Source organism: Ancylobacter sp. (assembly GCF_965229075.1).
GTDB lineage: Bacteria > Pseudomonadota > Alphaproteobacteria > Rhizobiales > Xanthobacteraceae > Ancylobacter.
In genome coordinates this window covers 539,084-561,135 of sequence record NZ_CBDDIO010000001.1, presented here as the reverse complement: position 1 = coordinate 561,135, position 22,052 = coordinate 539,084, and the positions used below count along the sequence as shown (strand labels likewise).

Below are 22,052 nucleotides of genomic sequence, written 5' to 3'. Positions count from 1 at the left end.
CGCTCACGTCCGCTCGCGACGGCGCAGGAGGTTTCGGGGCGAGGATTCCTTGAGCGACTTACCACGTCCCGACAGGCTCGGATTGGTCATGAAATATTGCTGGGCGTTGAATTTTTCCTCGCCCTCGCCGGGAACTATGCGCTGCGACGAGCCATCGGGCAACACCCGCCAGCTCTGCTGGTTGTCTTGCAGATTGGCGACCATGATCTGGTCGAGGATCTGCATGTGCACCGTCGGGTTGGTGATCGGGCACAGCGATTCGACCCGGCGGTCGAGATTGCGCGGCATCAGGTCGGCCGAGGAGATGTAGACGGCGGAATCGGCGTGGGGCAGGCCGTGGCCATTGCCGAAGCAATAGATGCGCTCATGCTCCAGGAAGCGGCCGACGATGGACTTGACGCGGATATTCTCCGACAGGCCCGGCACGCCCGGGCGCAGGCAGCAGATGCCGCGCACCACGATGTCGATCGGCACCCCCGCCTGGCTGGCGCGGTAGAGCGCGTCGATGATCATCGGGTCGACCAGCGAGTTCATCTTCAGCCAGATCGCCGCCGGCTTGCCGGCCTTGGCGAATTCCACCTCGCCATGGATATGGTCGAGGATGCGCTTCTTCAGCGTCAGCGGCGCGATGGCCAGCGCTTCCAGCTCCACCGGCTCGGCATAGCCGGTGATGAAGTTGAAGATGCGCGCCACGTCGCGCCCGATCGCCGGGTCGGCGGTGAAGAAGGACAGGTCGGTGTAGATGCGGGCGGTGATCGGGTGGTAGTTGCCGGTGCCGACATGGCAGTAGCTCGCCAGCGCGCCGCCCTCGCGGCGCACCACCAGCGAGAGCTTGGCGTGGGTCTTCAGTTCCAGGAAGCCGAACACCACCTGCACGCCGGCCCGCTCCAGATCGCGCGCCCAGCGGATGTTGGCTTCCTCGTCGAAGCGCGCCTTCAGCTCCACCAGCGCGGTTACCGACTTGCCGGCCTCCGCCGCCTCGGCCAGCGCCTTGACGATCGGGCTGTCGGAAGAGGTGCGGTACAGCGTCTGCTTGATGGCGACGACGTTCGGGTCGCGCGCCGCCTGGCGCAGGAACTGCACCACCACGTCGAACGACTCATAGGGGTGATGGACCACCAGGTCCTTCTCGCGGATCGCGGCGAAGCAGTCGCCGGCGTGGTCGCGGATGCGCTCGGGGAAGCGCGGGTTATACGGCTTGAACTTCAGGTCCGGCCGGTCGATGCCAACCAGCTGGCTGAACTCGTTCAGCGCCAGCACGCCGTCGACCAGGAACACCTCGTCCCCGGCCACGCCGAGTTCGCGGGCGACGAAGACGCGCAGTTCCTCGGGCATGGAGGCGTCGACCTCCAGCCGGATCACCTGCCCCAGCCGGCGGCGCTTCAGCGCCGTCTCGAACTGGCGCATCAGGTCCTCGGCCTCTTCCTCGACTTCGAGATCGCTGTCGCGGATGACGCGGAAACCGCCTTGCCCCTTCACCTGATAGCCTGGGAACAGGCGGCCGATGAACAGGCCGATCATCTGTTCGAGGGTGATGAAGCGCTGCACCCCGCCCTCGCCGTCCGGCAGGCGGATGAAGCGGTCGATCTTGGCCGGCACGCGGATGAGCGCGTTCATCGCCCGCCCGTCATGGATGCGCGCGAGCTGCAGGGCCAGCGAGAAGCCGAGATTGGGAATGAACGGGAAGGGATGCGCGGGGTCGATGGCGAGCGGGGTAAGCACCGGGAACACATGTGCGAGGAAGAAGTCGTCCAGCACCGCCCGGTCGGCCTTCTCCACATCGGCGCCGTCCACCAGCACGATGCCGCAGCCGATCAGCGATTGGCGCAGGTCGCGCCAGCGGGCCTGCTGGTCCTCGGCGAGTTCCGCCGCCGCCGTGCCGATGCGGGCGAGCTGCTCCACCGGGTTCAGCCCGTCCGGGCTGCGCACCGTGTAGCCCTCGCGCACCTGCTCCTTCAGGCCGGCGACGCGGACCATGAAGAATTCATCGAGATTGTTGGCCGAGATGGAGAGGAAGCGCAGCTGTTCGAGCATCGGGTGCTCGGTGTTGGCCGCCTCTTCCAGCACCCGGCGGTTGAACTCCAGCCAGGACAGTTCGCGGTTGATGAAGCGCTCGGGCGACTTCATCAGCTCGTCCTCCAGCGGGCGCGGGGGCACCGTCGGCTGGATGGCCATTTCGGTCAGTTCGACAAGCTGTTCCACCGGCGTTTCCGTCTCGCTCACCGTCGGCACTCCATCCTCTTTGCGGGGGGCCCGCTTCGGCCGGCGCGAAGGTCGCCGGGCTTCGTGACGGCTGGATGACATGTCGGTATTAACCCGTGGTCAAGTCGGTGGAAGGGATGTCGCGCTCGTCCGGCCCGGCCTCGCCCGCGGCGCCGGCCCGCTCGCGCAGCAGGGTGGCGACCAGCGCACGGGTCAGCGGGCGCTTGCGCGCCAGCGCCTCGCGGTCGAGTTCGGCCACCACGTCGCGCAGCCCGGCGATGGAACGTTCGACGCGCGGCAGCAGATAGGCGAGCAGCGCCTCGTCCGGCAGGATCTGCCGGTCGGCGAACAACTTCACCGCCACCGCCGCCAGCAATTCCTCGTCCGGCGCGCCTAGCCGCACCACCGGCAGCGCCCGCAGCCGCGAGGCGAGGTCGGCAGTGGAAAGGCCCTCCGACAGCGCCGAGGGCAGCCGCGCGGAGGTGATGAGCAGGTTCGCCTTCTGCTCGCCCACCAGATTGAGCAGATGGAACAGCGCCGCCTCCGGCACCAGCCCGCTGCCGAGGTCCTCCAGCACCAGCGCGCCGCCGGCGAGAAGGCCGGGCACTGCGGCGATGTCGAGCGCGGATGCGGGCAGGATCGGCGCGCCGGAGGCTTCGGCGAAGATAGCGGCGAGATGCGACTTGCCCGACCCCGCCGGCCCGACCAGCGCCACCGAGCGGGCCGGCCAGTCCGGCCAGGAATCGATCAGCGCCAGCGCCGCCTCATTGGCGAGGCCGGGCAGGAAATCGTCGCGCGACCGGCTGTCGGCATGCGGCAGGTCGAGCGCGAGCTGGCGGCTGCCCATGCTCAGCGCACCCGGCTGTCGGGGAGATAGGGAACGGGCGCGGGGGCGCCGAGCCGTTCGTCCTCGCCCTCCCCGGTATAGAGCGGGCTTTCCAGATACTGGTTGATGGCGAAGCGCACCAGCACGCCCACCGCCGCCGCCAGCGGCACCGCGAGCAGCAGGCCGAGGAAGCCGAGCAGATAGCCGAAGGCCAGCAGGGCGAACATCAGCCACACCGGGTGCAGCCCGACACTGTCGCCCACCAGCTTGGGCGAGAGGATGTAGCCCTCGACGAACTGGCCGAACACGAAGATGCCGATGACGATGGCGATCATCGAATAGTCCGGGAAGAACTGCACGATGGCAACGCCGCCGGCGAGCACCAGCCCGGTCAGCGAGCCGACATAGGGGATGAAGGTGATGATCCCCGAGACGAAGCCGATGACGAAGCCGAAATTCAGCCCGGTCATGGTCAGGCTGATGGCGTAGAAGCTGCCGAGGATCAGGCACACCAGCGACTGGCCGCGCACGAAGCCGGCAATGGCGCCGTCCATCTGCCGGGCAATGTCGCGAATGGTGGCGCGGTGGCGCACCGGCAGCCATGAATCCACCTTGTGGACCATGCTGTACCAGTCATTGAGAATGTAGAACGCCACGACCGGGGTGATGACCAGCAGCGAGAACACCGAGATCAGCGCCTGCCCGCCGGTCCACAGCCCCTGGATCAGGGTCAGCATATAGGCGGCGCCCTGCGACACCAGTTCGTTCACCCCGGACTGGATGCTGGGCAGCCGGTCGCCGACGAAATCGCGCAGCCACGCCGCGCTCTCGCCCTCGCCGGTCAGAAGGTTCTGCAGCTTGCCGATATATTCCGGCAGGCGCTGGATGAACGCCGCCAGCTGCGAGCCGAAGATCGGCAGCACCAGCAGCATGAGCAATATGCCGAGCAGCAGGGTGAGGGTGATCGTCGCCAGCGAGGCCACCAGACGGTTCACGCCGCGCCGTTGCAGCCAGGTCGTCACCGGGTTGAGGAAATAGGCCAGAGCGAGGCCGGCGACGAAGGGCAGGAGCACGCTGGACAGCAGCCAGGCGGCCGCGATGAACAGGCCGAGCATGGTCAGCCAGAACGTCACCTGCTTGTGCCACGCCATACGTCAAACCGCCTCTCGCCCGACCCGCGCCACGCGGCGGTGCTTCGCCCATATACATACAGAAAAACGACGCGCGTGCGATGCACAAGCGGCGCGAGGGCCATCGCTGCCCCCGCCATTCACAGCACGGCTCCAACGCCGGCATGGCCCTGCGCGTTCCGCCATGGCACAAGGCGGGTTCGCTAGAGGAGGCGCAGGATGGAAGATCCGCTCTATACTGATCCGTCGCTGGTCGCCTTCTACGACGCCGAGAATGACGGCGGCGCCGATCACGCCTTCTGCGCCGCCCTCGCCGCCGGGGTGGGATCGGTGCTCGATCTCGGCTGCGGCACCGGGGCGCTGCTGGCGGGGCTCTCCAACCCGGTGCGCGTCGGCGTCGATCCGGCGGGCGCGATGCTGGACGTGGCCCGTTCCCGCCCGGGGGCGGAAGGCGCCGAATGGATCGAGGCGGACGCCCGCACGCTGCGCCTCGGCCGGCGCTTCGATCTGGTGATGCTGACCGGGCACGCTTTTCAGGTGTTCCTCACCGATGACGACCAGCGCGCCGCGCTCGCCACCATCGCCGCGCATCTGGCGCCGGGCGGGCGCTTCGTGTTCGATGCCCGCAACCCGGCATCGCGCGAATGGGAGGAATGGCAGCCGCACAATTCGGGCCGCTGGGTCGATCATCCCGCCCATGGCAGGGTGGAGGCGTGGAACAGCGCCAGCTGCGACGAGGCAACCGGCATCGTCACCTATGGCACCTGGTACCGCCTCGCCGACGGGCGCACCCTCTCCGCGCAGAGCCGCATCCGCTTCACGCCGCGCGCCGCGCTGGAACAGCTTGTTGCCGAGGCCGGGCTGGCGGTGGAGCGCTGGCTCGGCGACTGGAACGGCGCCGCTGCGGGTCCGCACACCCCGGAGTTCATTCCGTTAGGGCAGCTTTCGCCGGCATCCGCGCCCTGATGACGGCGCCGGCCGCGCATGCCAAAAGGCAGCGTCGCGCCGGCCCGGCGCAGCGTTCGGATGGTCCCATGCGTTCCTCGCTCGTCACCTCAGGCATCGTCGCCGCGCTCGTCGGCTTCGGCGGCACGCTCACCCTCATCGTTGCGGCGGCGCAGGCGCTGGGGGCGACGCCGGGGCAGATCACGTCCGGTGTCATCGGCCTGTGCCTATCCATGGCGTTCACCTCCGCCTGGCTCGGCTGGCGTCACCGCATGCCGATCATCACCGCCTGGACCACGCCCGGCGCGGCGCTGATCGCCGCCTCGCACGGCCTCACCATCGAGCCGGCGGTGGGTGCCTTCCTCGTTGCCGGCGTGCTCATTCTCGTCACCGCCGCGGTGAAGCCGCTGGGCGCGCTGGTGCAGCGCCTGCCGGTGGCGATCGCCGCCGCGATGCTGGCGGGCGTGCTGTTCCGCTTCTGCACCGGCGTGTTCACCGCCGGGCAGGCCGACCCGCTGCTGGTGCTGCCGCTGGTGCTGCTGTTCCTGGTGGCGCGGCGCATCTCGCCCTTCGGCGCGGTGCTGGCGGTGCTGGTTCTGGGCATTGCGCTGGCCTTCATTCTCGGCCGCGTCGGCCCACTGCCGGACGGCGTGCCGTGGCCGAGCGTCGAGCTGATCGTGCCGCACTTCGACCTGCAAGCGCTGATCGGCGTCGGCATCCCGCTCTACATCGTCACCATGGCGTCGCAGAACCTGCCGGGCTTCGCGGTGCTGCAGGCGGCGGGCTACAAGCCGCCAGCGCCCTCCATCCTCGCCTCCACCGCCCTCGCCTCGCTGATCACCGCGCCCATCGGCTCGCTCACCAGCAACCTCGCCGCCATCACCGCCTCCATCTGCACCGGGCCGGACACCCACCCCGACCCAAACAAGCGCTGGCTGGCGACGCCGTTCTATGCGCTGACCTATATCGTGCTGGCCGCCTGCGGCGCCGGGGCGGTGGCGCTGATCGCCGCGCTGCCGCGCGAACTGGTGGCGACCTTCGCCGGGCTCGCCTTGCTCGGCCCGCTGGTCAATGCGCTATCCGCCTCCATGGGCGACGCGGCCAAGCGCTTCCCCGCCGTTCTGACGCTGGCCGTCACCGCCTCCGGCCTGTCGCTGTTCGGGCTCGGCTCCGCCTTCTGGGGGCTGGCCGCCGGCCTCATCGCGCTCGGCATCGACCATGCCGGACGGCGGGCGTGAGCGGGAAAACCGCGCGCGAGCTTGCCCGCCGCGGCAGAAGCGGCTAATCCGCCACCATTCCTAGAGGGCATGCGATGACCGGTACGGACAAGGGACTCAGCTATCGCGATGCGGGCGTCGACATCGACGCCGGCAACCGGCTGGTCGATCTCATCAAGCCGCTGGTCAAGGCGACCCGCCGGCCGGGCGCGGATGCGGATATTGGCGGCTTCGGCGGCGTGTTCGATCCCAAGGCCGCCGGCTTCAAGGACCCGCTCATCGTCGCCACCACCGACGGCGTCGGCACCAAGCTGAAGATCGCCATCGAGACCGGCCGGCACGAGACCATCGGCATCGATCTCGTCGCCATGTGCGTCAACGATCTCGTGGTGCAGGGCGCCGAGCCGCTGTTCTTCCTCGACTATTTCGCCACCGGCAAGCTGGCCCCGGAAGTGGGCGCCACCATCGTCGCCGGCATCGCCCGGGGCTGCCAGGAATCGGGCTGCGCGCTGATCGGCGGCGAGACGGCGGAAATGCCGGGCATGTATGCGGAAGGTGATTACGACCTCGCCGGCTTCTCCGTCGGCGCGGTGGAACGCGGCGAATTGCTCCCCTCGCCGAATGTCCGCCCCGGCGACGTGCTGCTCGGCCTCGCCTCCTCCGGCGTGCATTCCAACGGCTATTCGCTGGTGCGCCGCATCGTCGAGGTCTCGGGCCTCGCCTGGGAAGCGCCCGCCCCCTTCGCTCCCGCGCAGGCGCTGGGCGAAGCGCTGCTCACCCCGACGCGGCTCTATGTGAAAGCGGCGCTGGCCGCCATCCGCTCCACCCGCAAGGTCAAGGCGCTCGCCCATATCACCGGCGGCGGCCTCACCGAGAACCTGCCGCGCGTGCTGCCGAAGAATACGGTCGGGCGTATCGACCTCGACGGCCTGCCCGTGCCGCCCGTGTTCCGCTGGCTGGCGCAAATCGGCAAGGTGGCGCCGGAGGAGATGCTGCGCGCCTTCAACTGCGGCATCGGCATGGTGGTGGTCTGCGCGCCGGAAGACGCGGAGACGGTGGCGGACGCCTTCGCCAATGCCGGCGAGCAGGTGGTGCATCTCGGCGCCATCGAGCCGGGCGAAGGCGCGGCCCACACCGTCTATGACGGCACGCTCGCCCTCGACGCGCCGCTCTGAGCCGGGCGACGCCATGACCAAACCCCGCGTGGCCGTCCTCATCTCCGGGCGCGGCTCCAACATGATGTCGCTGATCGAGGCGGCGGCGGCGCCGGACTTCCCGGCGGAGATCGCGGTGGTGATCTCCAACCGCCCGGAGGCGCACGGCCTCGCCCGCGCGCAGGCCTGCAACATCCCCACCCGCACCGTCGATCACAAGGCGCATGCCGACCGCGCCGCCTTCGACGCCGCGCTCGACGCGGTGCTGGTGGAGGAACAGGCGGACCTCGTCTGCCTCGCCGGCTTCATGCGGCTGCTCACCGCGCCCTTCGTGGAGAAATGGGCCGGGCGGATGATCAACATCCATCCCGCGCTGCTGCCGAGCTTCAAGGGCCTGCACACCCATGAGCGGGCGCTGGCCGAGGGCGTGCGCATCCATGGCTGCACGGTGCATTTCGTCACGCCGGAAATGGATGTCGGCCCCATCCTCATGCAGGCCGCCGTGCCGGTGCTGGACGCCGATACGCCGGAGACGCTCGGCGCCCGGGTGCTGGCGCAGGAGCATGTGATCTATCCCGCCGCGCTGCGCATGGTCGCCGATGGCCGCGCCCGGCTGGAAAGTGGGCGCGTGGTGCTGGACGAGTTCGTGCTCGCTCCGCCGGCTCTGGTGGTGCCCCCGGTCGGCTGACAGACCGGCCGGGAGCTTTAGCCTATCCCGCCACGAAATCGCTCATCGTGCCGACCAGCAGCACGCCGACCGTGGCGCCGGCATCCTGCAGCCCCACGGTCTTTTCCTGAAACGCCGCCGCCTTGCCGTGCTGCGCCACCATGGTCTTGGTGCGCTCCAGCGCCGCGTCGGCGGCATCGGCGGCTTGCTTCAGCGCCGGCGCCAAAGCGAGGCCGGAGGCCGCCGCCTGTTCCAGCGCGCCGGCCACCGGGTCCAGCACGTCGAGAATGGTCTTGTCGCCGAGCTTGGCCTTGCCGCGTTCGGCGATGCCGGTAGCGAAGGCGCGCCAGAACGCGGCCGCCTCAGGCGTGCCGATCGCCTCCGCCCCCTCCAGCGCCTTGGCGCCGCGCAGGAAACCGGTGGCGGTGAGCGTGCCCATGGTGGACGGCGCGGTCTTGGCCATGATCGCGCCGGCGGAACGCAGCAGCTTGGTGAGCCCCGCCGCCGCCCCTTCCGCCGTCACCGTGTCGGCGGCGGCGGCGAAGGACTTCGCCATGGTGATGCCGAGATCGCTGTCGCCGACCTTGCCGTCGAGCGCGATGAGGAATTCGCGCTGCGCGGCGAACATGTCGCGCCAGCGCTGGAAGAGGCCGATCAGATCGTCGGCGCGGAGCGCGTCCATGCGGAAACCTCAGGCCTTGATGTGGGAGAAGAACGGCGTGTGGACCGGGGCGGCGACCAGCGGGTCGAGCTCGGCGTCGAGCTTCAGCACCGAAATGGACGCGCCGGCCATTTCCATCGCCGTGGCGAACTCGCCGATCCACACATGCTTCACCTTGGAGCCGCGTTCCTCGAACAGCTGCGACACGCGGCGGAACAGGATGTAGAGTTCCTCCTTCGGCGTGCCGCCGAGGCCGTTGACCAGCACCGCGAACTCGTCGCCGCTGCCGGCGGGCAGCTCGGCGAAGATGCGCTGCATCATCTCGTCCACCACCGCATCGGCCGGGGCCAGCTTGGTGCGGCCGATGCCCGGCTCGCCATGGATGCCCATGCCGATCTCCATCTCGTCCTCGCCGACGGAGAAGGTGGCGTGGCCGACTTCCGGCACCACGCAGCTCGACAGCGCGACGCCGATGGTGCGCACATTCGCCCGCGCCTTGTCGGCGAGGCGCGTCACCTCGTCGAGCGAGAGCATGTTGGCCGCCGCCGCGCCCGCCACCTTGTAGACGAAGAAGATGCCGGCGACGCCGCGCCGCTTGTGCTCCTCGCCGACGACGGAGGAGGCGACATCGTCATTGCCGATGACCTGCTTCACCGTGATGCCGTCAATGTCCGCCAGCTCGGCGGCCATGTCGAAATTGATGATGTCGCCGGTGTAGTTGCCATAGATGTAGAGCACGCCGGCGCCCTGATCGATGTACTTGGTCACCTCGTGCATCTGGTCGGCGCTGGGCGACTGGAACACGCCGCCAACGGCGCAGCCGTCGAGCATGTTGTCGCCGACATAGCCGAGGAACAGCGGCAGATGGCCGGAGCCGCCGCCGGTGGCGATGCCCACCTTGCCCGGCTTGCGCGCGGCGACGACGAGGCAGCGCTTGTCGTCGTTCACATAGGTCACCTGGGGATGAGCCCGGTAGATGCCGTCCAGCATCTCGTCGACGAAATGCGCGGGATCGTTGAGAAACTTCTTCATAGCGGTCCTCTTGAGCTCAGTATTTGGCGTCTGTTTCAGGTCTTCTTCTGGCTGAACACGAAGAAGGCGGCGGCCAGCAGGATGAAGCCGCCCACCACCACGCGCTGCCAGGTGGAGGGAATGCCGACCATGACCAGCACGCTGTTCACCACCACCACCAGCAGCACGCCCAGCAGCGTGCCGAGCACGCTGCCGGTGCCGCCGGTGATGCGCGCCCCGCCCAGCACCACGGCGGCGATGACGTTGATCTCGCTGCCGACGAGATCGAACGGGTTGGCCTGCCGGTTGGCGCAGGTGTGGATGATGCCGGCGAGGCCCGCGAGGCCGCCGGCATAGGCGAACAGGAAGATGTGGATGGTCCGCAGATTGTAGCCGAGCCGCTCCGCCACGCTGGCATTGCCGCCGACCGCGAAGATGGCGCGGCCCATCAGCGTGCGGTTCAGCATCCACCAAGTGATTAGCGCGGCGATGGGCAGCACGAGGAAATAGAACGGCAGGGTGATGGTGCGCCCGTCGGCGGCGTCGAACTGCAGCAGTGGCATGCGGCCGAACGCGCCCATCTGCGGCGGCAGCGACATGATCCACACCGTGCCGATGAAGGCGAGCAGGATGCCGCGAAACAGATATTGCGTGCCGATGGTCACGATCAGCGACGGCACGCGCAGATAATGCACCAGCAGGCCGTTGACCACGCCGAGCCCCGCCCCGCCAAGGATCGCCGCCAGCACAATCAGCGCCATCGGCGCGTCGGGGAAGTGGTTCTTCACCAGAAGGGTGAGCGAATACATGGTGAAGGCGGCGATGGCGGTGAAGGACACGTCGATGCCCCCCGCTGCCAGGATGATGAACACGCCGAGCGCGAACAGGCCCATCACCACGCTGGCGCGGCCGATATCGATCAGCGAGGAGGGTTGCAGGAAGGCGGGATTGGCGATGGCCACCGCCACGCAGATCGCCACCAGCAGCACGAAGGTGATGACCTCCGGCCGCCGGCGCACCAGTTCCAGCAGCGGGCGGCGCGGGGCGACGGGCAGTGCCGCGACATCGGTGGGGGTCGTGCTGCTCATGAAAGCGTCTCCGGCGCGGCGGCAGGCTGCGGCCGCGACGCCAGCATGGCCTGGTAGAGCTGTTCCTCGGTGGCGCTGGCGGCGTCGCACTCCGCGACGATGCGGCCATTGCTCATCACGAGGATGCGGTCGCAGTTCTGCAGCAGTTCGGGCAGGTCGTCGCTGACGATGAGGAGGCCCATGCCGGCCTCGGCCAGCTGCTGGATCACCTTGTAGATCGTGTCCTTGGAGCCGACATCGACGCCGACCGTCGGGCCGTGCAGGACGAGGAGTTTCGGCAGGATGGAGAGCCAGCGGCCGATCAGCACGCGCTGCTGGTTGCCGCCGGAGAGCGCGCCGACCGGCAGGTCGATATTGCCGGTGTTGAGCCGCATATCCCGGGAGATCTTGTCCGCCAGCGCCCGGCCCTTGGCCCGGTCGACGACGCCCACCGCATTGGCGAGGTCCTGCACGACGAGGGCGATCTCGTTCTCGAAGATCGACTTGTCGAGGAACAGCCCCTCGCCCAGCCGGTCCTCCGGGACATAGCCGATGCCGAGGCGGATGGCCTGCGAGGGATGGGTGATCCGCTGCACCTTGCCGTCGATGCGAATGGCGCCTTCCGCCGCCGGGGTGACCCCGGCAATGGCGGTGGCAAGTTCGTTGCGGCCGGAATCGGCGAGGCCGGTAATGCCGAGGATTTCGCCCCGCCGCAGGCTGAAGCTGACGCGGCCGAGGCTCGGCGGCAGCGCCAGCCCTTCCGCCGCGAACAGCTCTTCCGCCAGCGGCGCGCCGGTGCGGTAGCGGGCGCCGTCAATGTGGCGGCCGGTCATCATCTCGGTCAGCTGGTGCTTGCTGTAATCGGCGAGCGGCCCCTGCCCCACGCATTGCCCGTCGCGGAACACGATGGCATGGCCGCCGATGCGGTAGCACTCATCCAGCTTGTGGGTGACGAACAGCACCGCGACATTCTCCGAGCGCAGGCGCTCGACCACGGCGATGAGATTGTCGACCTCGCGGCGGGTGAGCGAGGTGGTCGGCTCGTCCATGATCACCATCTTCGCCCGTGTGGCGATGGCGCGGGCGATGGCGACCAGCTGGCGCTGCGCCAGCGGCAGGTCGGAAACGATGGTGGAGAGATAGGCCGGCGCCGTCGGCAGGCCCACCACCTCAAGCGCCGCCTCGGCTGTGCGCGTGAGGCGCGCGCGGTCGAACCGCCGCCCGAGCCGGCCGCCATGGGCGACGAGCTGCTCGTTCAGCGCCACATTCTCCGCCACGGTCAGGTTCGGCAGCAGGGACAGGTCCTGGTAGACGGTCTCGATGCCGGCGGCGAGCGACTGGATGGGGTTGAGCGCGCGGAAGCTGCGCCCTTCCAGCACGATCTCGCCCTCATCCGGGGCATGGGCACCGGACATGATCTTGATGACGGTGCTCTTGCCGCAGCCATTCTCGCCGAGGAGGTGATAGGCCTCGCCCGGCACGATGGAAAAGCCGACGCCGCGCAGCGCATGCACGCCGCCGAAGCGCTTGTGGATGCCGCGCAGTTCCAGGAACGCGCGGGGCGCGGTGTCCCGCGAGACCGGATCTTGTGACACTGAACCGTGGGACACGGGGGACCCCTTCGTCGATGGGCGGCGCGGCGGGATGCGCGTGGGAGAGCCTCCGCAGGCGCGCGCGGCGCCTGCGGAAGTCCGGTTGGTCAGGGGATCAGAAGAGGTATTCCTTGTAGTTGTTCTTGTCGGCCAGGACCATGCCGTTGCCGATGATCAGCACGCCTTCGCCCGGCCCCTTGGTGACCTTCACCTTCTCATAGCCCGGCACGCCGAGATTGGCGCCGTCCTCGATCTTCTTGCCGGCGATCAGGCTCTTGGCGACCGAGTTCATCGCCATGCCGGCCTTCTGCGGATCCCAGAAGCCGATGGCGGTGATGGCGCCGGACTCCAGCAGGTCCGCCGAGGGGTTCGGCAGGCCGGTGCCGACCAGGCACACCTTGCCGGAGAGGCCGGCCTCGTCGATGGCGCGGCCGACGCCGAGCACGTCATTGCCGGCCGAGGTCTGGAAGCCCTTGATGTCAGGGTGCTTGCGCAGGATTTCCTTGGCCTTCTCATAGGTGGCGTTGGCGTCGTCGAACGATTCATTGTTCGCGTCGACCAGCACCATGTCCGGGTGGCTCTTGGCGTTGGCCTCGCCGGCGCCGACCCACTGCATATGCGTGCGGCTGCCGAGCGAACCGACGAAGGTGGTCCACTTGCCCTTGCCGCCCATGCACTGCGCCAGACGCTCGTTCAGCGCCTTGCCGTAATCGGCATTGTCGAAGGCCTCGACATCGGCATGGGTGTTCTTCTGGTTATCGGCCTCATGGGTGACGACGATGATGCCGCGGTCCATAGCGCGCTTCAGCGTGCCTTCCAGCACGGACGGGTCCATCGGCACCACGGCGAGGCCGTTCACGCCCTTGGCGACGAGATCGGTGACGATCTGCAGCTGCTGGGCGGCATCCGCCGTTGCCGGGCCGTACTGAGTGGCGACCACGTCGGGGTTTTCCTTCTGGAACAGCTTCACGCCGGTTTCCATGCGGTCGAACCACGGAATGCCGCTGATCTTCACCACGGTGGCGATCACCGGCTTGTTCTGCGCCATCAGCGCGCCGGCCGAACCCGCCACGAGCGCTGCGGCCATGGCCGAGCCCAGCAGCAGCTTCTTGGAAAGAGCTCCCATCGTTTCCTCCATTGTTGTTGCTTCCCTCATGTCGAGTTTCGATGCGTGAGGGGGGCGCATCACACGAGCCGTTTGCTCTTGTTGGGCATCAGGAAGCCGGCCACGTCGTAGCGGCCGACCGCCAGGAAGGTCAGAAGCAGCGCGCCCCAGGCGAAGTCGCGCACGAAGTTCGACAGCCCGCCGAAATTCAGCATGCTGGACATCAGCTGCAGGGCGATGGTCGCCAGCACCACGCAGATCACCCGGCCATAGCCGCCCTCGGGCCGCACGCCGGCCATGACCGCGATGAGGATGGCGATGAGCAGGTAGGAGGTGCCGTAATCCCACTTCACGTTGACGTTGCGCGACGCGATGATGATGCCGGCGAGGCCGGAGAGCACGCCGCTCGTCGCATAGGTGGCGATCAGCACCCGCGTCTTGGGGAAGCCGGCATAGAGCGCGGCCTTGGGGTTGGTCCCCATCAGCATCAGCCACAGCCCGAACGGCGTGAACTTCAGCAGGGCGGCGATGAAGGCGGCGACGCCGATAAAGATGAGGAAGCTGATCGGCACGCCGAGAAACAGGCCGTTGCCGATCTCCGACAAGAGGTCCGGCGTACCCACCGCCACCGCGCGCCCGTCGGAGGCGACCACCGCGAGGCCGGTGAACAGCATCTGCGTGCCGAGCGTGCACAGGATCGGGGTGATGTTCATCCGGCTGATCAGCAGCCCGTTGAAGGTGCCGCCAATGAGCCCGGTCACCAGCGCACCGGCGATGAAGGCGAGCGAATAGGCCGCCGGCTGGTCGGCGCTCGACAGGAAGGAGCCGACGACCACCGCCGAGAGCACGCCGGAGAGATTGGCGAGCGCGATGCCGGAGAGGTCGATGCCGCCATTGCCGGCGCACATGGCCAGCATGACGCCGATGGCGAGGAAGCCGATTTCGGGCAGCTGCCCGGCCATGGACTGGAGATTGAACGGCGACAGGAAGGCGCCGCCGGAAATGGCCGCTCCCAACGCCAGCACCGCCACATTGATGGCGATGAGCATGACCAGCTGTCCGCCGGTGGCTCGCATGGTCTCCTCCCGGAGTCGCACCGACCTATTTAGTAAACTCTGGCCGGCTTCACTAAATTCGTAGCAAAGGCTTTTGCGCGACGCAAGCGGGCTGCGGCGCCCCTGCGACACCGTTTCTGCGACGGTTCGACCCCTGCCGCAAACCGCGGCGAGATGAAAAAATCGGCACGGCAACGCTGCTACGCGCGGCGACCCACCGCGTGGGATTTCGTATGCCAAAGCCATATGGGACAGCCTCTCTGACGCATTTACCCGCCCTTCCCACCGCGCCCGGCAGCCACCTGCGTCGTCGGACGCCGGGCGCCGCCTGCGCAAATCGCAGGCAGCGGTTGCGGTTGGGCGCCGGCCCGGACGCACCGTTCTTGCAAGACAGTTGCAAGGCCGGGATATTTGGCTTAACGCTCAAAAAGAGACCCGAATGTTTACTAAACAAATTTTGCCGCGACCCTCATCGGGTTCCATCGGGACGTGCAGCCGGACATGAAAGCCAAAACGTCTTTCACCATTCGGGACATTGCCGGGGCGGCGGGCGTCTCGCCGGCCACGGTCTCGCTGGTGCTGAACGGCAAGGGGGAAATCTCCGGCCTCACCCGCGCCCGGGTGCTGGAAGCCGCCGCCCGGCTCAACTATGTCCCCCGCCTCGCCAAGCCACGGCCCGACGCCACCGGCACCATCCGCTTCCTCAAGATCGCCAAGCACGGCCACACCGTGAACCGCGACCACAGCGTGTTCGTCTCCGACTATATCGACGGCATGTCGGCGGAAGCGACAAGGCGCGGCTATGCGCTGGAAGTGGTGAGCCATGAGGGCCAGGGCATGACGGCAGTGGCCGACATGATCGCCGTCGCCCCGGTCAGCGGCATCATCGCGCTCGGGACGGAAATGTCGGAATCGGACATCCGCGTGCTGCAGGGCGTCGGCCGGCCCATCGTGTTCATCGACACGTTCTACGACGTGGTCGAAGCCAATTTCGTCAATATGAACAATGAGGACGCGGTGCATCAGGTCATGGCCCGGCTGCGCCAGCAGGGCTTTTCGCGCATCGGCTTCGTGGCAAGCCATGTCGAGACCACGAATTTCCAGCTGCGCCATCAGGCGTTCCATCGCAACGCCGCGCGGCTGGGGCTGACCATCGACCCCGCCCATATAATCTCGGTCGAATCCACCTTCGACGGCGCCCATACCGACACGGTGAAGGCGCTGAGCGAGGGGCTGGAACTGGCGGACGCTTATTTCTGCACCAATGACGTGATCGCCTATGGCTTCATCAAGGCGCTGCGCGAATTCGGCATCCGCATCCCCGAGGATGTCGGGGTGATCGGCTTCGACAATCTCCCGCTCAGCGCCACCATGGAGCCGGCGCTCACCACCATCGACGTGTCGAAGCGCAAGATCGGCAATCTCGCCGTGACCATTCTCGACGACCTGATCAACGCCGCCGAACCGCAGCGGCCGGTGAAGATCCTCGTCGGCGCCAGCCTCGTCACCCGCGCCAGCGACCGCGGGCCGGCCGATCCCCGCCCCGCCCCGCGCGCCGTGCGCCGGCGCGGCGTCGCCCAGACCGCGTGAGGAGAGAACCCATGCCGATTCTGGCGATGATTCACACCGTGCCCGCCCTGCCCGCGCGGCTGGAAAAGCTGGCGGCGCAGGCGCTGCCGGGGTGGAGCGTCGCGCACACGGTCGATGAAAGCCTGCTTTCCGAGACCATCCGCGCGGGTGCCCTCACCGCAGCGACGCGGGACCGTCTCGCCGCCCATGTACGCGACGCCGCCGGCAGCGCCGATGCGGTGCTCGTCACCTGCTCGACCCTCGGCGAGGCGGTGGACGCGCTGCGCCCGTCCACGCCGGTGCCGCTGTTCCGCATCGATCGCGGCATGGTGGAGGAAGCGGTGCGCCGCGCCGGCCGCATCGGCGTGCTGGCGACGCTGTCCACCACGCTGGAACCGACCGGCCGCCTCATCGAGGCCACCGCTGCCGCGACGGGGCGCGATGTAACGGTGGTCGCCCGGCTCTGCGAAGGGGCCTTCGGCCACCTCGCCGCCGGCGACCGGGAGACGCATGACCGGCTGGTGCGCGAGGCCTTCGAGGCGGTGGCGCCGCAGGTCGACCTGGTCGTGCTGGCGCAGGCGTCGATGGCGGATGCGCTGCCGGCCGCCGTGCGGGCGGGCGGCACCGTCCTCACCAGTCCCGAACTCGGCATCGCCGCTGTCGCGGCCACATTGACAGGTCGCACCCCAGCGACCGCGCTTTCCGGGAGAGAGCCCTGATGAAATACCGCACGCTCGGCCGTTCCGGCCTCAAGGTTTCCGCCCTCAGCATGGGCACCTTCTCCTTTGGCGGGGTCGGTGCCTTCGCCATGGTCGCCAATCACGGCGTCCCCGAGGCGCGCCGGCTGGTCGATGCCTGCCTCGATGGCGGCATCAACGTCATCGACACCGCCAACATGTACTCGCTCGGCCGCTCCGAGGAGATCGTCGGCGAGGTGCTGGAAGGGCGACGCGAGCGCGTGCTCATTTCCTCCAAGGCGCGCATGCGCATCGGCGACGGGCCGAATGACGAGGGCGTGTCGCGCTATCACCTCATCCGCGAATGCGAACGCAGCCTGAAGCGCCTGCGCACCGACCATATCGACATCTATTTCCTGCACGAATGGGACGGGTTGACCCCGCTCGACGAGATGCTCTCGGCGCTCGACGCGCTGATGCGCCAGGGCAAGATCCGCTATATCGGCTGCTCCAACTATTCCGGCTGGCACGTCATGAAGGCGCTCGGCATCGCCGAGGCCAAGGGCCTGCCGCGCTTCGTCACCCAGCAGATTCACTACACGCTGGAAGCGCGCGAGGCGGAATATGAGCTGCTGCCCATCGCCGTCGATCAAGGCGTCGGCGTCATGGTGTGGAGCCCGCTGGCTGCCGGCCTGCTCTCCGGCCGCTTCGGCCGCGACAAATTCCCCGCCGATTCGCGCCAGGCCGCCGGCTGGAGCGAGCCGCCGATCCGCGACAGCGAGCGGCTGTGGCGCATCGTCGACGTGCTGAACGACATCGCGAGCGCGCGCGGGGTGACGGCGGCGCAGATCTCCATCGCATGGACGCTGTCCCGCCCCGGCATCGCCTCGCTGGTGGTCGGCGGCACCGAGGAAGCCCATTTCCGCGACAACATCGCCGCCGTCGACATCACCCTCACCGCCGAGGAGCTGGAACGGCTGAACCTCGTCAGCCGCCCGCCCTATCTCTACCCCTACTGGCACCAGCACAATTTCGCCCGCGACCGCTTCAGCGACGGCGATTGGGCGCTGCATGGCAGCTATGAGGACCTCGGCCACGTCTGACGCGGGCACGTTTGACGTGGGCACGTCCAGCTCTGGCCGGCCAGCGTAAGGCCCGGCCTCAGCGAGGTCATTTGCCGGCAAATAGACTCCAGCACGCCTGCCGGGCGGCGTGCAGCCCGCGGCGGAGCGGGCCGGCGGGAGGCACCGCCGCCGCCGCGCCCGGCAGGGCGGCGAGGTGCGCCAGCAGATCGCGCGCCACCGCGGCGGGGACGATGCTCTCCTCGACATGCCGCGCCGCCCGCGCGCCCCGCCGCGCCGCCTCGGCGGGGTTCTCCGCCACCGCCCGCAGTGCCGCGACAGCGCCGGCAGGATCCGGCTCGGCCCAGTGCTGGTCCGGCGTGTAGCTGGCATTGGGCTCGCCCGGCTGCACCGGCACCATCGCCCAGTCGACGAGATAGGCGTCCTCCGGCCGCAGAAAGGCCAGCGGCCCGCCCCAGCCGGTGACGATCACCGGGCGGCCGGCGCACGCCGCCTCGAAGGCGCCGAGCCCCCAGCCCTCGGCGCGGCAAAGCGAGACATAGCAATCGCCCAGCTCATGCAGCGCCTCGATTTCGCCGTCCGGCAGATCGTCGGTCACCAGGCAGATCGGCGGCGGCAGCCGGCCATGGCGCAGCACGGCGCGGCCGATCATCGCCTCGAATTGCGGCCGCACCGGCAGCGCCTCGCCCTCATGCCCGGGATCGCGCCGCACCCGCTCCAGATCATGCGGCGTGGTCTTGATGACCAGCGCCACCTTGTCCTTCTCATCGAACGCCTCGGCGAACGCCGCCACCAGCGGGCCGATGGATTTGCGCTCCAGCCAGGTCGAGATCGTGTAGAACACCCGCCGTCCTGCGAGCGGCGGCAGGCGCTGGCGCAGATGCGCGCGGTCCTCGGCGGTCACGGCCCGCGCCGGCCGGGGCAGATGCGGCACGACAAGGATCGGGACCACCACGCCACTGTCGCGGAACACCTGCCGGTTCCATTCCGTCGGCACGATCACCGCGTCGAGCGCATTGATCAGCGCCGGCCAATGAGCCGGCAAACGATCCGTCTCCCACACGGTCTGGCCGACCACGGCGCGCGTGCCCCGGCCGCGCTCGCGGGCGATGAAATGCGGGTAATATTCCGGCACGAGATGGAGGATCGCCACGTCGCACGCCGCCGCCTCATTGCGCAGGGCGCGCAGATCCTCCGGCCCGGCCTCCTTTGCGCGGGCCGGCGCATAGCCGAGGCCGAGCCCGCCGCCGGGCAGCAGCGGTTCCCAGGCGATGCGGACGCCGGCCGCACGAAGCGCGCGCACCAGAGCCGCCGCCGCCACGGCATAGCCGCTCACATCGCCGAGGCCGATATAGCGCAGCGAGGCAGGCGACACGGAGGACGGCACGCTCATGCGCAGCCCCCGCCATCGCGGGGTGAGAACAGGCGACGCATGGGTTGAACGGCTCCTCCGGATGGTGTGGCGTAGGGATCGCCCCGCGACGCGCCGCGTAGGTGGCACCCCAGCAAGGCGAAGGCAAGCCGCCAACCGACCCCTTATGGTACCATCTCCGCCTTGGCCGCGCCTGTCAGCGCCCTGCAACGCCGGCAGGTTAAAGTGAAAAGTCGCCGTCCCCTGGGAATTGCGAATTGAAACCGTCGCGTCCTCTGTATATCGCTCTCCGGCCCGGCATAAGCGGCCATGCGCGGGTGAGTAAGATCATGTAATCTTTCGGGTAACGAGCTTTAATGGGAATGAACGCAAAGATCACGCGCGTATCGTGTCGGCGGTTCGCCGACAATGCAGCGCTGGTATTTCGTTCTTGCGCCCGATTCGACATCAGCCTTGCGTCGCTTGACGGACGGCGTCACCCTGAATGCAGGTTTAACCGTCTGCCCGGCAACGAATGTTCAACCCTGGCGCGGCCGCTGTGACCGATCTTGCCTCCCCCGCGCAGCCCTCACCCGGCGCGACGCGCATCCCCAATGTCTACCACTTCGTCTTCGGCTTGCTGCCGCAGACGGAGCCGTTTCACCTCATGCACTATCTCTGCCTCGCCTCCTGCCTGGAGGTGAACCGGCCGGACCGCGTGGTGGTGCATCTGCTCAACGAGCCCTTCGGCCCGCTCTGGGAGCTGATCCGCCCGCGCATCGCGGTGGAGCCGATCCGCGCGGACGAGCGCGGCCGCGCCATGGATTACCGCGACGAGGCCATTGCCCGCTTCGCCTATGCGCACCGGTCCGATTTCATCCGCCTGCGCGTGCTGGAGGAACAGGGCGGCGTCTATGCCGACATGGACACGCTGTTCCTGGCGACGCCGCCCGCCGCCCTGTTCGCGCAGTCCTGCGTCATGGGGCATGAGCGGGTGGATCGCGGCGGCCCGTCGGCGCCCGAAGGCTCGCTGTGCAACGCGCTCATCATGGCCGAGCCCGGCGCGCCTTTCATCCGGCGCTGGATCGAGCGCATGCCCGCCGCCTTCGATGGCAGCTGGAGCAACCACTCCACCTTCCTGCCCTATCGGCTCGCCCGCGAGTTTCCCGACACCATCCATATCGAGCCGGAAAGCCGTTTCTTCGCGCTCGACTGGACTCGCGACGGCCTCGCCGGGCTGTTCCGGGAGAATCGCCGCCTGCCCCCGGAAGCGACCAGCCTGCATCTATGGGCGCATCTGTGGTGGGATGTGGAGCGGCGCGACATGTCGGATTTCAACCATAGGCGGCTGACGCCGGATTATGTCGCCCATGCCCGCACCACCTATGCCCGGCTGGCGCGGCGGCACCTGCCGCCCGGCCTCGCCTCCCCGGCGCTCGTCTATGCGCTGCGGCGGCTGTTCCGGATGAAGCGGCGATGAGCGCCGCCCCTCCCTCCAAGAGCCGGGCGGTGCTGCTCACCCATGTGGTGCCCTCACCCCAGGGCGTCGGGCTGGTGCGGCGGGCGTGGCGCTGGGCCTGCGAGCTGGCAGCGGCGCATGAACTCGACATCGTGGTGGTTCCCCGCGAGGCCGATCCGCCGCTGCCGCCCGTGCCGCTGCCGGGCCGGCTGCATGTGCTGCGCGGCACCGGCCCGGCGCTCCACCGCCGTCAACTGGCGGACTGGTTCGAGCCGGATGCGACAATCACCGCCGCGCTGGCCACCCTTCCCGGCCCGGTGCCGGCCCGGGTCGTCGTCTTCCGCTTCTATCTGCACGACATGGCCGCGCAACTGCCCCCCGCCTGGCGCGCGGTGGCGGAGATGGATTGCGACGACTGGGAATCGGCGACGCGGCTCAGCCTCGCCGGGCTGGCGCTGCGGCGCCTGCGGCTGCGCCGCGCCGCAAAGCGGCTCTGGCAGGCCTGGCGCTATCGCCGGCTGGAGCGGCGGTTCCTGCCAAGCTACCGCGTCGTCCACCTCGCCGCCGCCGAGGATGCCGCCCGCGTCAGACGCTGGCCGGGCATGGGCGAGGTGCGCGTCACGCCCAACCGCGTCGTTGTCGATGCGCTGCCGGCCCTGCCCCCGCCACCCGCGGGCGGGCGCACCCTGCTGTTCGTCGGCGCGCTGTTCTACCCGCCAAATGAGGACGCGGTGCTCTGGTTCGCCCGCGCCGTGCTGCCGCGCCTGCGCCGCCTCGTGCCGGAGGTCGAGATTGTCGTCGCCGGCACGGCCGGGCCCTCGCTGCGCCGCAAGCTGGCAGCCTATGGCATGACCTATGTGCATGCGCCCGCCGATCTGCGCCCGCTCTATGCGCAGGCCAGCGCCATCATCGCCCCGGTGCGGGGCGGCGGCGGCACCAAGGTGAAAGTGCTGGAGGCGTGGTATTATCGGCGTCCTCTGGTCGCCACCTCGCATGCGATGCGCGGGCTACAGGCCGAGGCCGGGCGACACGCGCTCGTGGCGGATGAGGCCGAGCCCTTCGCCCGGCATTGCGCGGCACTGCTGACCGATCCCGCGCTCGGCGCCCGCCTCGTCGGCGAGGGCGAGCAACTCCTGCGCGCGCAGTACAGCCTCACGCCCCCGCCCTTCTGCCTCCCCCATGGAGCCGGAACGCCCCGTGCCTGAATCCGCCCCCCCTGCTCATCGTCTCGGTCGCGTCAGGCTATGGCGGCGCCGAGCGCACCATCGAGACGCTGCTGCCG

Annotated in this window: 19 protein-coding genes; 9 read left to right on the top strand and 10 right to left on the bottom strand. The window is 68.8% G+C overall.

From position 1 onward, the window contains the following. Positions 1–3: 3 nt before the first annotated feature. The 3 genes from ACO07Z_RS02860 to ACO07Z_RS02850 form a co-directional block, all read right to left on the bottom strand. The gene (locus ACO07Z_RS02860; protein ID WP_421697872.1) at positions 4–2,175 is read right to left on the bottom strand and encodes an RNA degradosome polyphosphate kinase; all 2,172 of its coding nucleotides are present in this window, start codon (positions 2,173–2,175) and stop codon (positions 4–6) included. 136 nt (positions 2,176–2,311) lie between these two features. Further along, the gene (locus ACO07Z_RS02855; RefSeq protein ID WP_421697313.1) at positions 2,312–3,049 is read right to left on the bottom strand and encodes a chromosomal replication initiator DnaA; all 738 of its coding nucleotides are present in this window, start codon (positions 3,047–3,049) and stop codon (positions 2,312–2,314) included. Positions 3,050–3,051: 2 nt separating this feature from the next. Beyond that, positions 3,052–4,179 carry an AI-2E family transporter gene (locus tag ACO07Z_RS02850; protein ID WP_421697312.1) on the bottom strand — a complete coding sequence of 376 codons (1,128 nt, stop codon included), beginning with the start codon at positions 4,177–4,179 and terminating at the stop codon, positions 3,052–3,054. Between the two features lie 198 nt (positions 4,180–4,377). Between ACO07Z_RS02850 and ACO07Z_RS02845 the strand changes: the two genes are divergently transcribed. From ACO07Z_RS02845 to purN, 4 genes are all read left to right on the top strand, one after another. After that, positions 4,378–5,124: a class I SAM-dependent methyltransferase gene (locus ACO07Z_RS02845; protein ID WP_421697311.1), complete on the top strand. Its 747-nt coding sequence runs from the start codon at positions 4,378–4,380 to the stop codon at positions 5,122–5,124. 68 nt (positions 5,125–5,192) lie between these two features. Beyond that, entirely contained in the window at positions 5,193–6,341 is a 1,149-nt protein-coding gene (locus tag ACO07Z_RS02840; protein WP_421697310.1) for a benzoate/H(+) symporter BenE family transporter, read from the top strand. A gap of 74 nt (positions 6,342–6,415) precedes the next feature. Continuing rightward, complete coding sequence (gene purM / locus ACO07Z_RS02835; RefSeq protein ID WP_421697309.1) at positions 6,416–7,495, top strand: phosphoribosylformylglycinamidine cyclo-ligase; 1,080 nt, start codon at positions 6,416–6,418, stop codon at positions 7,493–7,495. A gap of 13 nt (positions 7,496–7,508) precedes the next feature. After that, positions 7,509–8,162: a phosphoribosylglycinamide formyltransferase gene (gene purN / locus ACO07Z_RS02830; RefSeq protein ID WP_421697308.1), complete on the top strand. Its 654-nt coding sequence runs from the start codon at positions 7,509–7,511 to the stop codon at positions 8,160–8,162. A 22-nt stretch (positions 8,163–8,184) separates the two neighbouring features. Here purN and ACO07Z_RS02825 read toward each other — a convergent pair whose 3' ends face one another. From ACO07Z_RS02825 to ACO07Z_RS02800, 6 genes are all read right to left on the bottom strand, one after another. Next, positions 8,185–8,823: a dihydroxyacetone kinase family protein gene (locus tag ACO07Z_RS02825; protein ID WP_421697307.1), complete on the bottom strand. Its 639-nt coding sequence runs from the start codon at positions 8,821–8,823 to the stop codon at positions 8,185–8,187. A gap of 9 nt (positions 8,824–8,832) precedes the next feature. Beyond that, a complete protein-coding gene (locus ACO07Z_RS02820; protein ID WP_421697306.1) occupies positions 8,833–9,834 on the bottom strand; it encodes a dihydroxyacetone kinase subunit DhaK in 1,002 nt (333 codons plus the stop codon). A gap of 35 nt (positions 9,835–9,869) precedes the next feature. Beyond that, positions 9,870–10,901: an ABC transporter permease gene (locus ACO07Z_RS02815; RefSeq protein ID WP_421697305.1), complete on the bottom strand. Its 1,032-nt coding sequence runs from the start codon at positions 10,899–10,901 to the stop codon at positions 9,870–9,872. Next, entirely contained in the window at positions 10,898–12,490 is a 1,593-nt protein-coding gene (locus ACO07Z_RS02810; RefSeq protein ID WP_421697304.1) for a sugar ABC transporter ATP-binding protein, read from the bottom strand. Before ACO07Z_RS02810 ends, ACO07Z_RS02815 begins: the two co-directional genes overlap by 4 nt. Before the next feature lie 97 nt (positions 12,491–12,587). Further along, positions 12,588–13,598, bottom strand: coding sequence for a substrate-binding domain-containing protein (locus ACO07Z_RS02805; protein ID WP_421697303.1), 1,011 nt, complete (start codon positions 13,596–13,598; stop codon positions 12,588–12,590). A 59-nt stretch (positions 13,599–13,657) separates the two neighbouring features. Continuing rightward, positions 13,658–14,653, bottom strand: coding sequence for an ABC transporter permease (locus ACO07Z_RS02800; protein ID WP_421697302.1), 996 nt, complete (start codon positions 14,651–14,653; stop codon positions 13,658–13,660). A 480-nt stretch (positions 14,654–15,133) separates the two neighbouring features. Between ACO07Z_RS02800 and ACO07Z_RS02795 the strand changes: the two genes are divergently transcribed. The 3 genes from ACO07Z_RS02795 to ACO07Z_RS02785 are packed head-to-tail and all read left to right on the top strand — an operon-like array spanning position 15,134 to position 17,981. Further along, entirely contained in the window at positions 15,134–16,222 is a 1,089-nt protein-coding gene (locus ACO07Z_RS02795; protein ID WP_421697301.1) for a LacI family DNA-binding transcriptional regulator, read from the top strand. A gap of 11 nt (positions 16,223–16,233) precedes the next feature. Beyond that, positions 16,234–16,920 carry an aspartate/glutamate racemase family protein gene (locus tag ACO07Z_RS02790; RefSeq protein WP_421697300.1) on the top strand — a complete coding sequence of 229 codons (687 nt, stop codon included), beginning with the start codon at positions 16,234–16,236 and terminating at the stop codon, positions 16,918–16,920. Continuing rightward, entirely contained in the window at positions 16,920–17,981 is a 1,062-nt protein-coding gene (locus ACO07Z_RS02785; RefSeq protein WP_421697299.1) for an aldo/keto reductase, read from the top strand. The genes ACO07Z_RS02790 and ACO07Z_RS02785 overlap by 1 nt, the downstream gene beginning before the upstream one ends. Positions 17,982–18,048: 67 nt before the next feature. Here ACO07Z_RS02785 and ACO07Z_RS02780 read toward each other — a convergent pair whose 3' ends face one another. Beyond that, a complete protein-coding gene (locus ACO07Z_RS02780) occupies positions 18,049–19,353 on the bottom strand; it encodes a hypothetical protein (protein ID WP_421697298.1) in 1,305 nt (434 codons plus the stop codon). A gap of 517 nt (positions 19,354–19,870) precedes the next feature. On the opposite strand from ACO07Z_RS02780, the gene ACO07Z_RS02775 reads away from it, so the two are divergent. Both ACO07Z_RS02775 and ACO07Z_RS02770 read left to right on the top strand, forming a co-directional pair. Next, the gene (locus ACO07Z_RS02775) at positions 19,871–20,791 is read left to right on the top strand and encodes a glycosyltransferase (protein ID WP_421697297.1); all 921 of its coding nucleotides are present in this window, start codon (positions 19,871–19,873) and stop codon (positions 20,789–20,791) included. Continuing rightward, positions 20,788–21,975: a glycosyltransferase gene (locus tag ACO07Z_RS02770; RefSeq protein WP_421697296.1), complete on the top strand. Its 1,188-nt coding sequence runs from the start codon at positions 20,788–20,790 to the stop codon at positions 21,973–21,975. Before ACO07Z_RS02775 ends, ACO07Z_RS02770 begins: the two co-directional genes overlap by 4 nt. Positions 21,976–22,052 lie beyond the last annotated feature (77 nt).

Bases quoted from the DNA above. Each gene is read 5' to 3' on its own strand.
- ACO07Z_RS02800 (WP_421697302.1), bottom strand. From the start codon at position 14,653: ATGCGAGCCACCGGCGGACAGCTGGTCATGCTCATCGCCATCAATGTG.
- purM (WP_421697309.1), top strand. From the start codon at position 6,416: ATGACCGGTACGGACAAGGGACTCAGCTATCGCGATGCGGGCGTCGAC.
- ACO07Z_RS02815 (WP_421697305.1), bottom strand. From the start codon at position 10,901: ATGAGCAGCACGACCCCCACCGATGTCGCGGCACTGCCCGTCGCCCCG.
- ACO07Z_RS02825 (WP_421697307.1), bottom strand. From the start codon at position 8,823: ATGGACGCGCTCCGCGCCGACGATCTGATCGGCCTCTTCCAGCGCTGG.
- ACO07Z_RS02845 (WP_421697311.1), top strand. From the start codon at position 4,378: ATGGAAGATCCGCTCTATACTGATCCGTCGCTGGTCGCCTTCTACGAC.
- ACO07Z_RS02820 (WP_421697306.1), bottom strand. From the start codon at position 9,834: ATGAAGAAGTTTCTCAACGATCCCGCGCATTTCGTCGACGAGATGCTG.
- ACO07Z_RS02840 (WP_421697310.1), top strand. From the start codon at position 5,193: ATGCGTTCCTCGCTCGTCACCTCAGGCATCGTCGCCGCGCTCGTCGGC.
- ACO07Z_RS02785 (WP_421697299.1), top strand. From the start codon at position 16,920: ATGAAATACCGCACGCTCGGCCGTTCCGGCCTCAAGGTTTCCGCCCTC.
- ACO07Z_RS02860 (WP_421697872.1), bottom strand. From the start codon at position 2,175: ATGGCCATCCAGCCGACGGTGCCCCCGCGCCCGCTGGAGGACGAGCTG.
- ACO07Z_RS02805 (WP_421697303.1), bottom strand. From the start codon at position 13,598: ATGGGAGCTCTTTCCAAGAAGCTGCTGCTGGGCTCGGCCATGGCCGCA.
- ACO07Z_RS02850 (WP_421697312.1), bottom strand. From the start codon at position 4,179: ATGGCGTGGCACAAGCAGGTGACGTTCTGGCTGACCATGCTCGGCCTG.
- ACO07Z_RS02790 (WP_421697300.1), top strand. From the start codon at position 16,234: ATGCCGATTCTGGCGATGATTCACACCGTGCCCGCCCTGCCCGCGCGG.
- ACO07Z_RS02770 (WP_421697296.1), top strand. From the start codon at position 20,788: ATGAGCGCCGCCCCTCCCTCCAAGAGCCGGGCGGTGCTGCTCACCCAT.
- ACO07Z_RS02780 (WP_421697298.1), bottom strand. From the start codon at position 19,353: ATGAGCGTGCCGTCCTCCGTGTCGCCTGCCTCGCTGCGCTATATCGGC.
- purN (WP_421697308.1), top strand. From the start codon at position 7,509: ATGACCAAACCCCGCGTGGCCGTCCTCATCTCCGGGCGCGGCTCCAAC.
- ACO07Z_RS02795 (WP_421697301.1), top strand. From the start codon at position 15,134: ATGAAAGCCAAAACGTCTTTCACCATTCGGGACATTGCCGGGGCGGCG.
- ACO07Z_RS02855 (WP_421697313.1), bottom strand. From the start codon at position 3,049: ATGGGCAGCCGCCAGCTCGCGCTCGACCTGCCGCATGCCGACAGCCGG.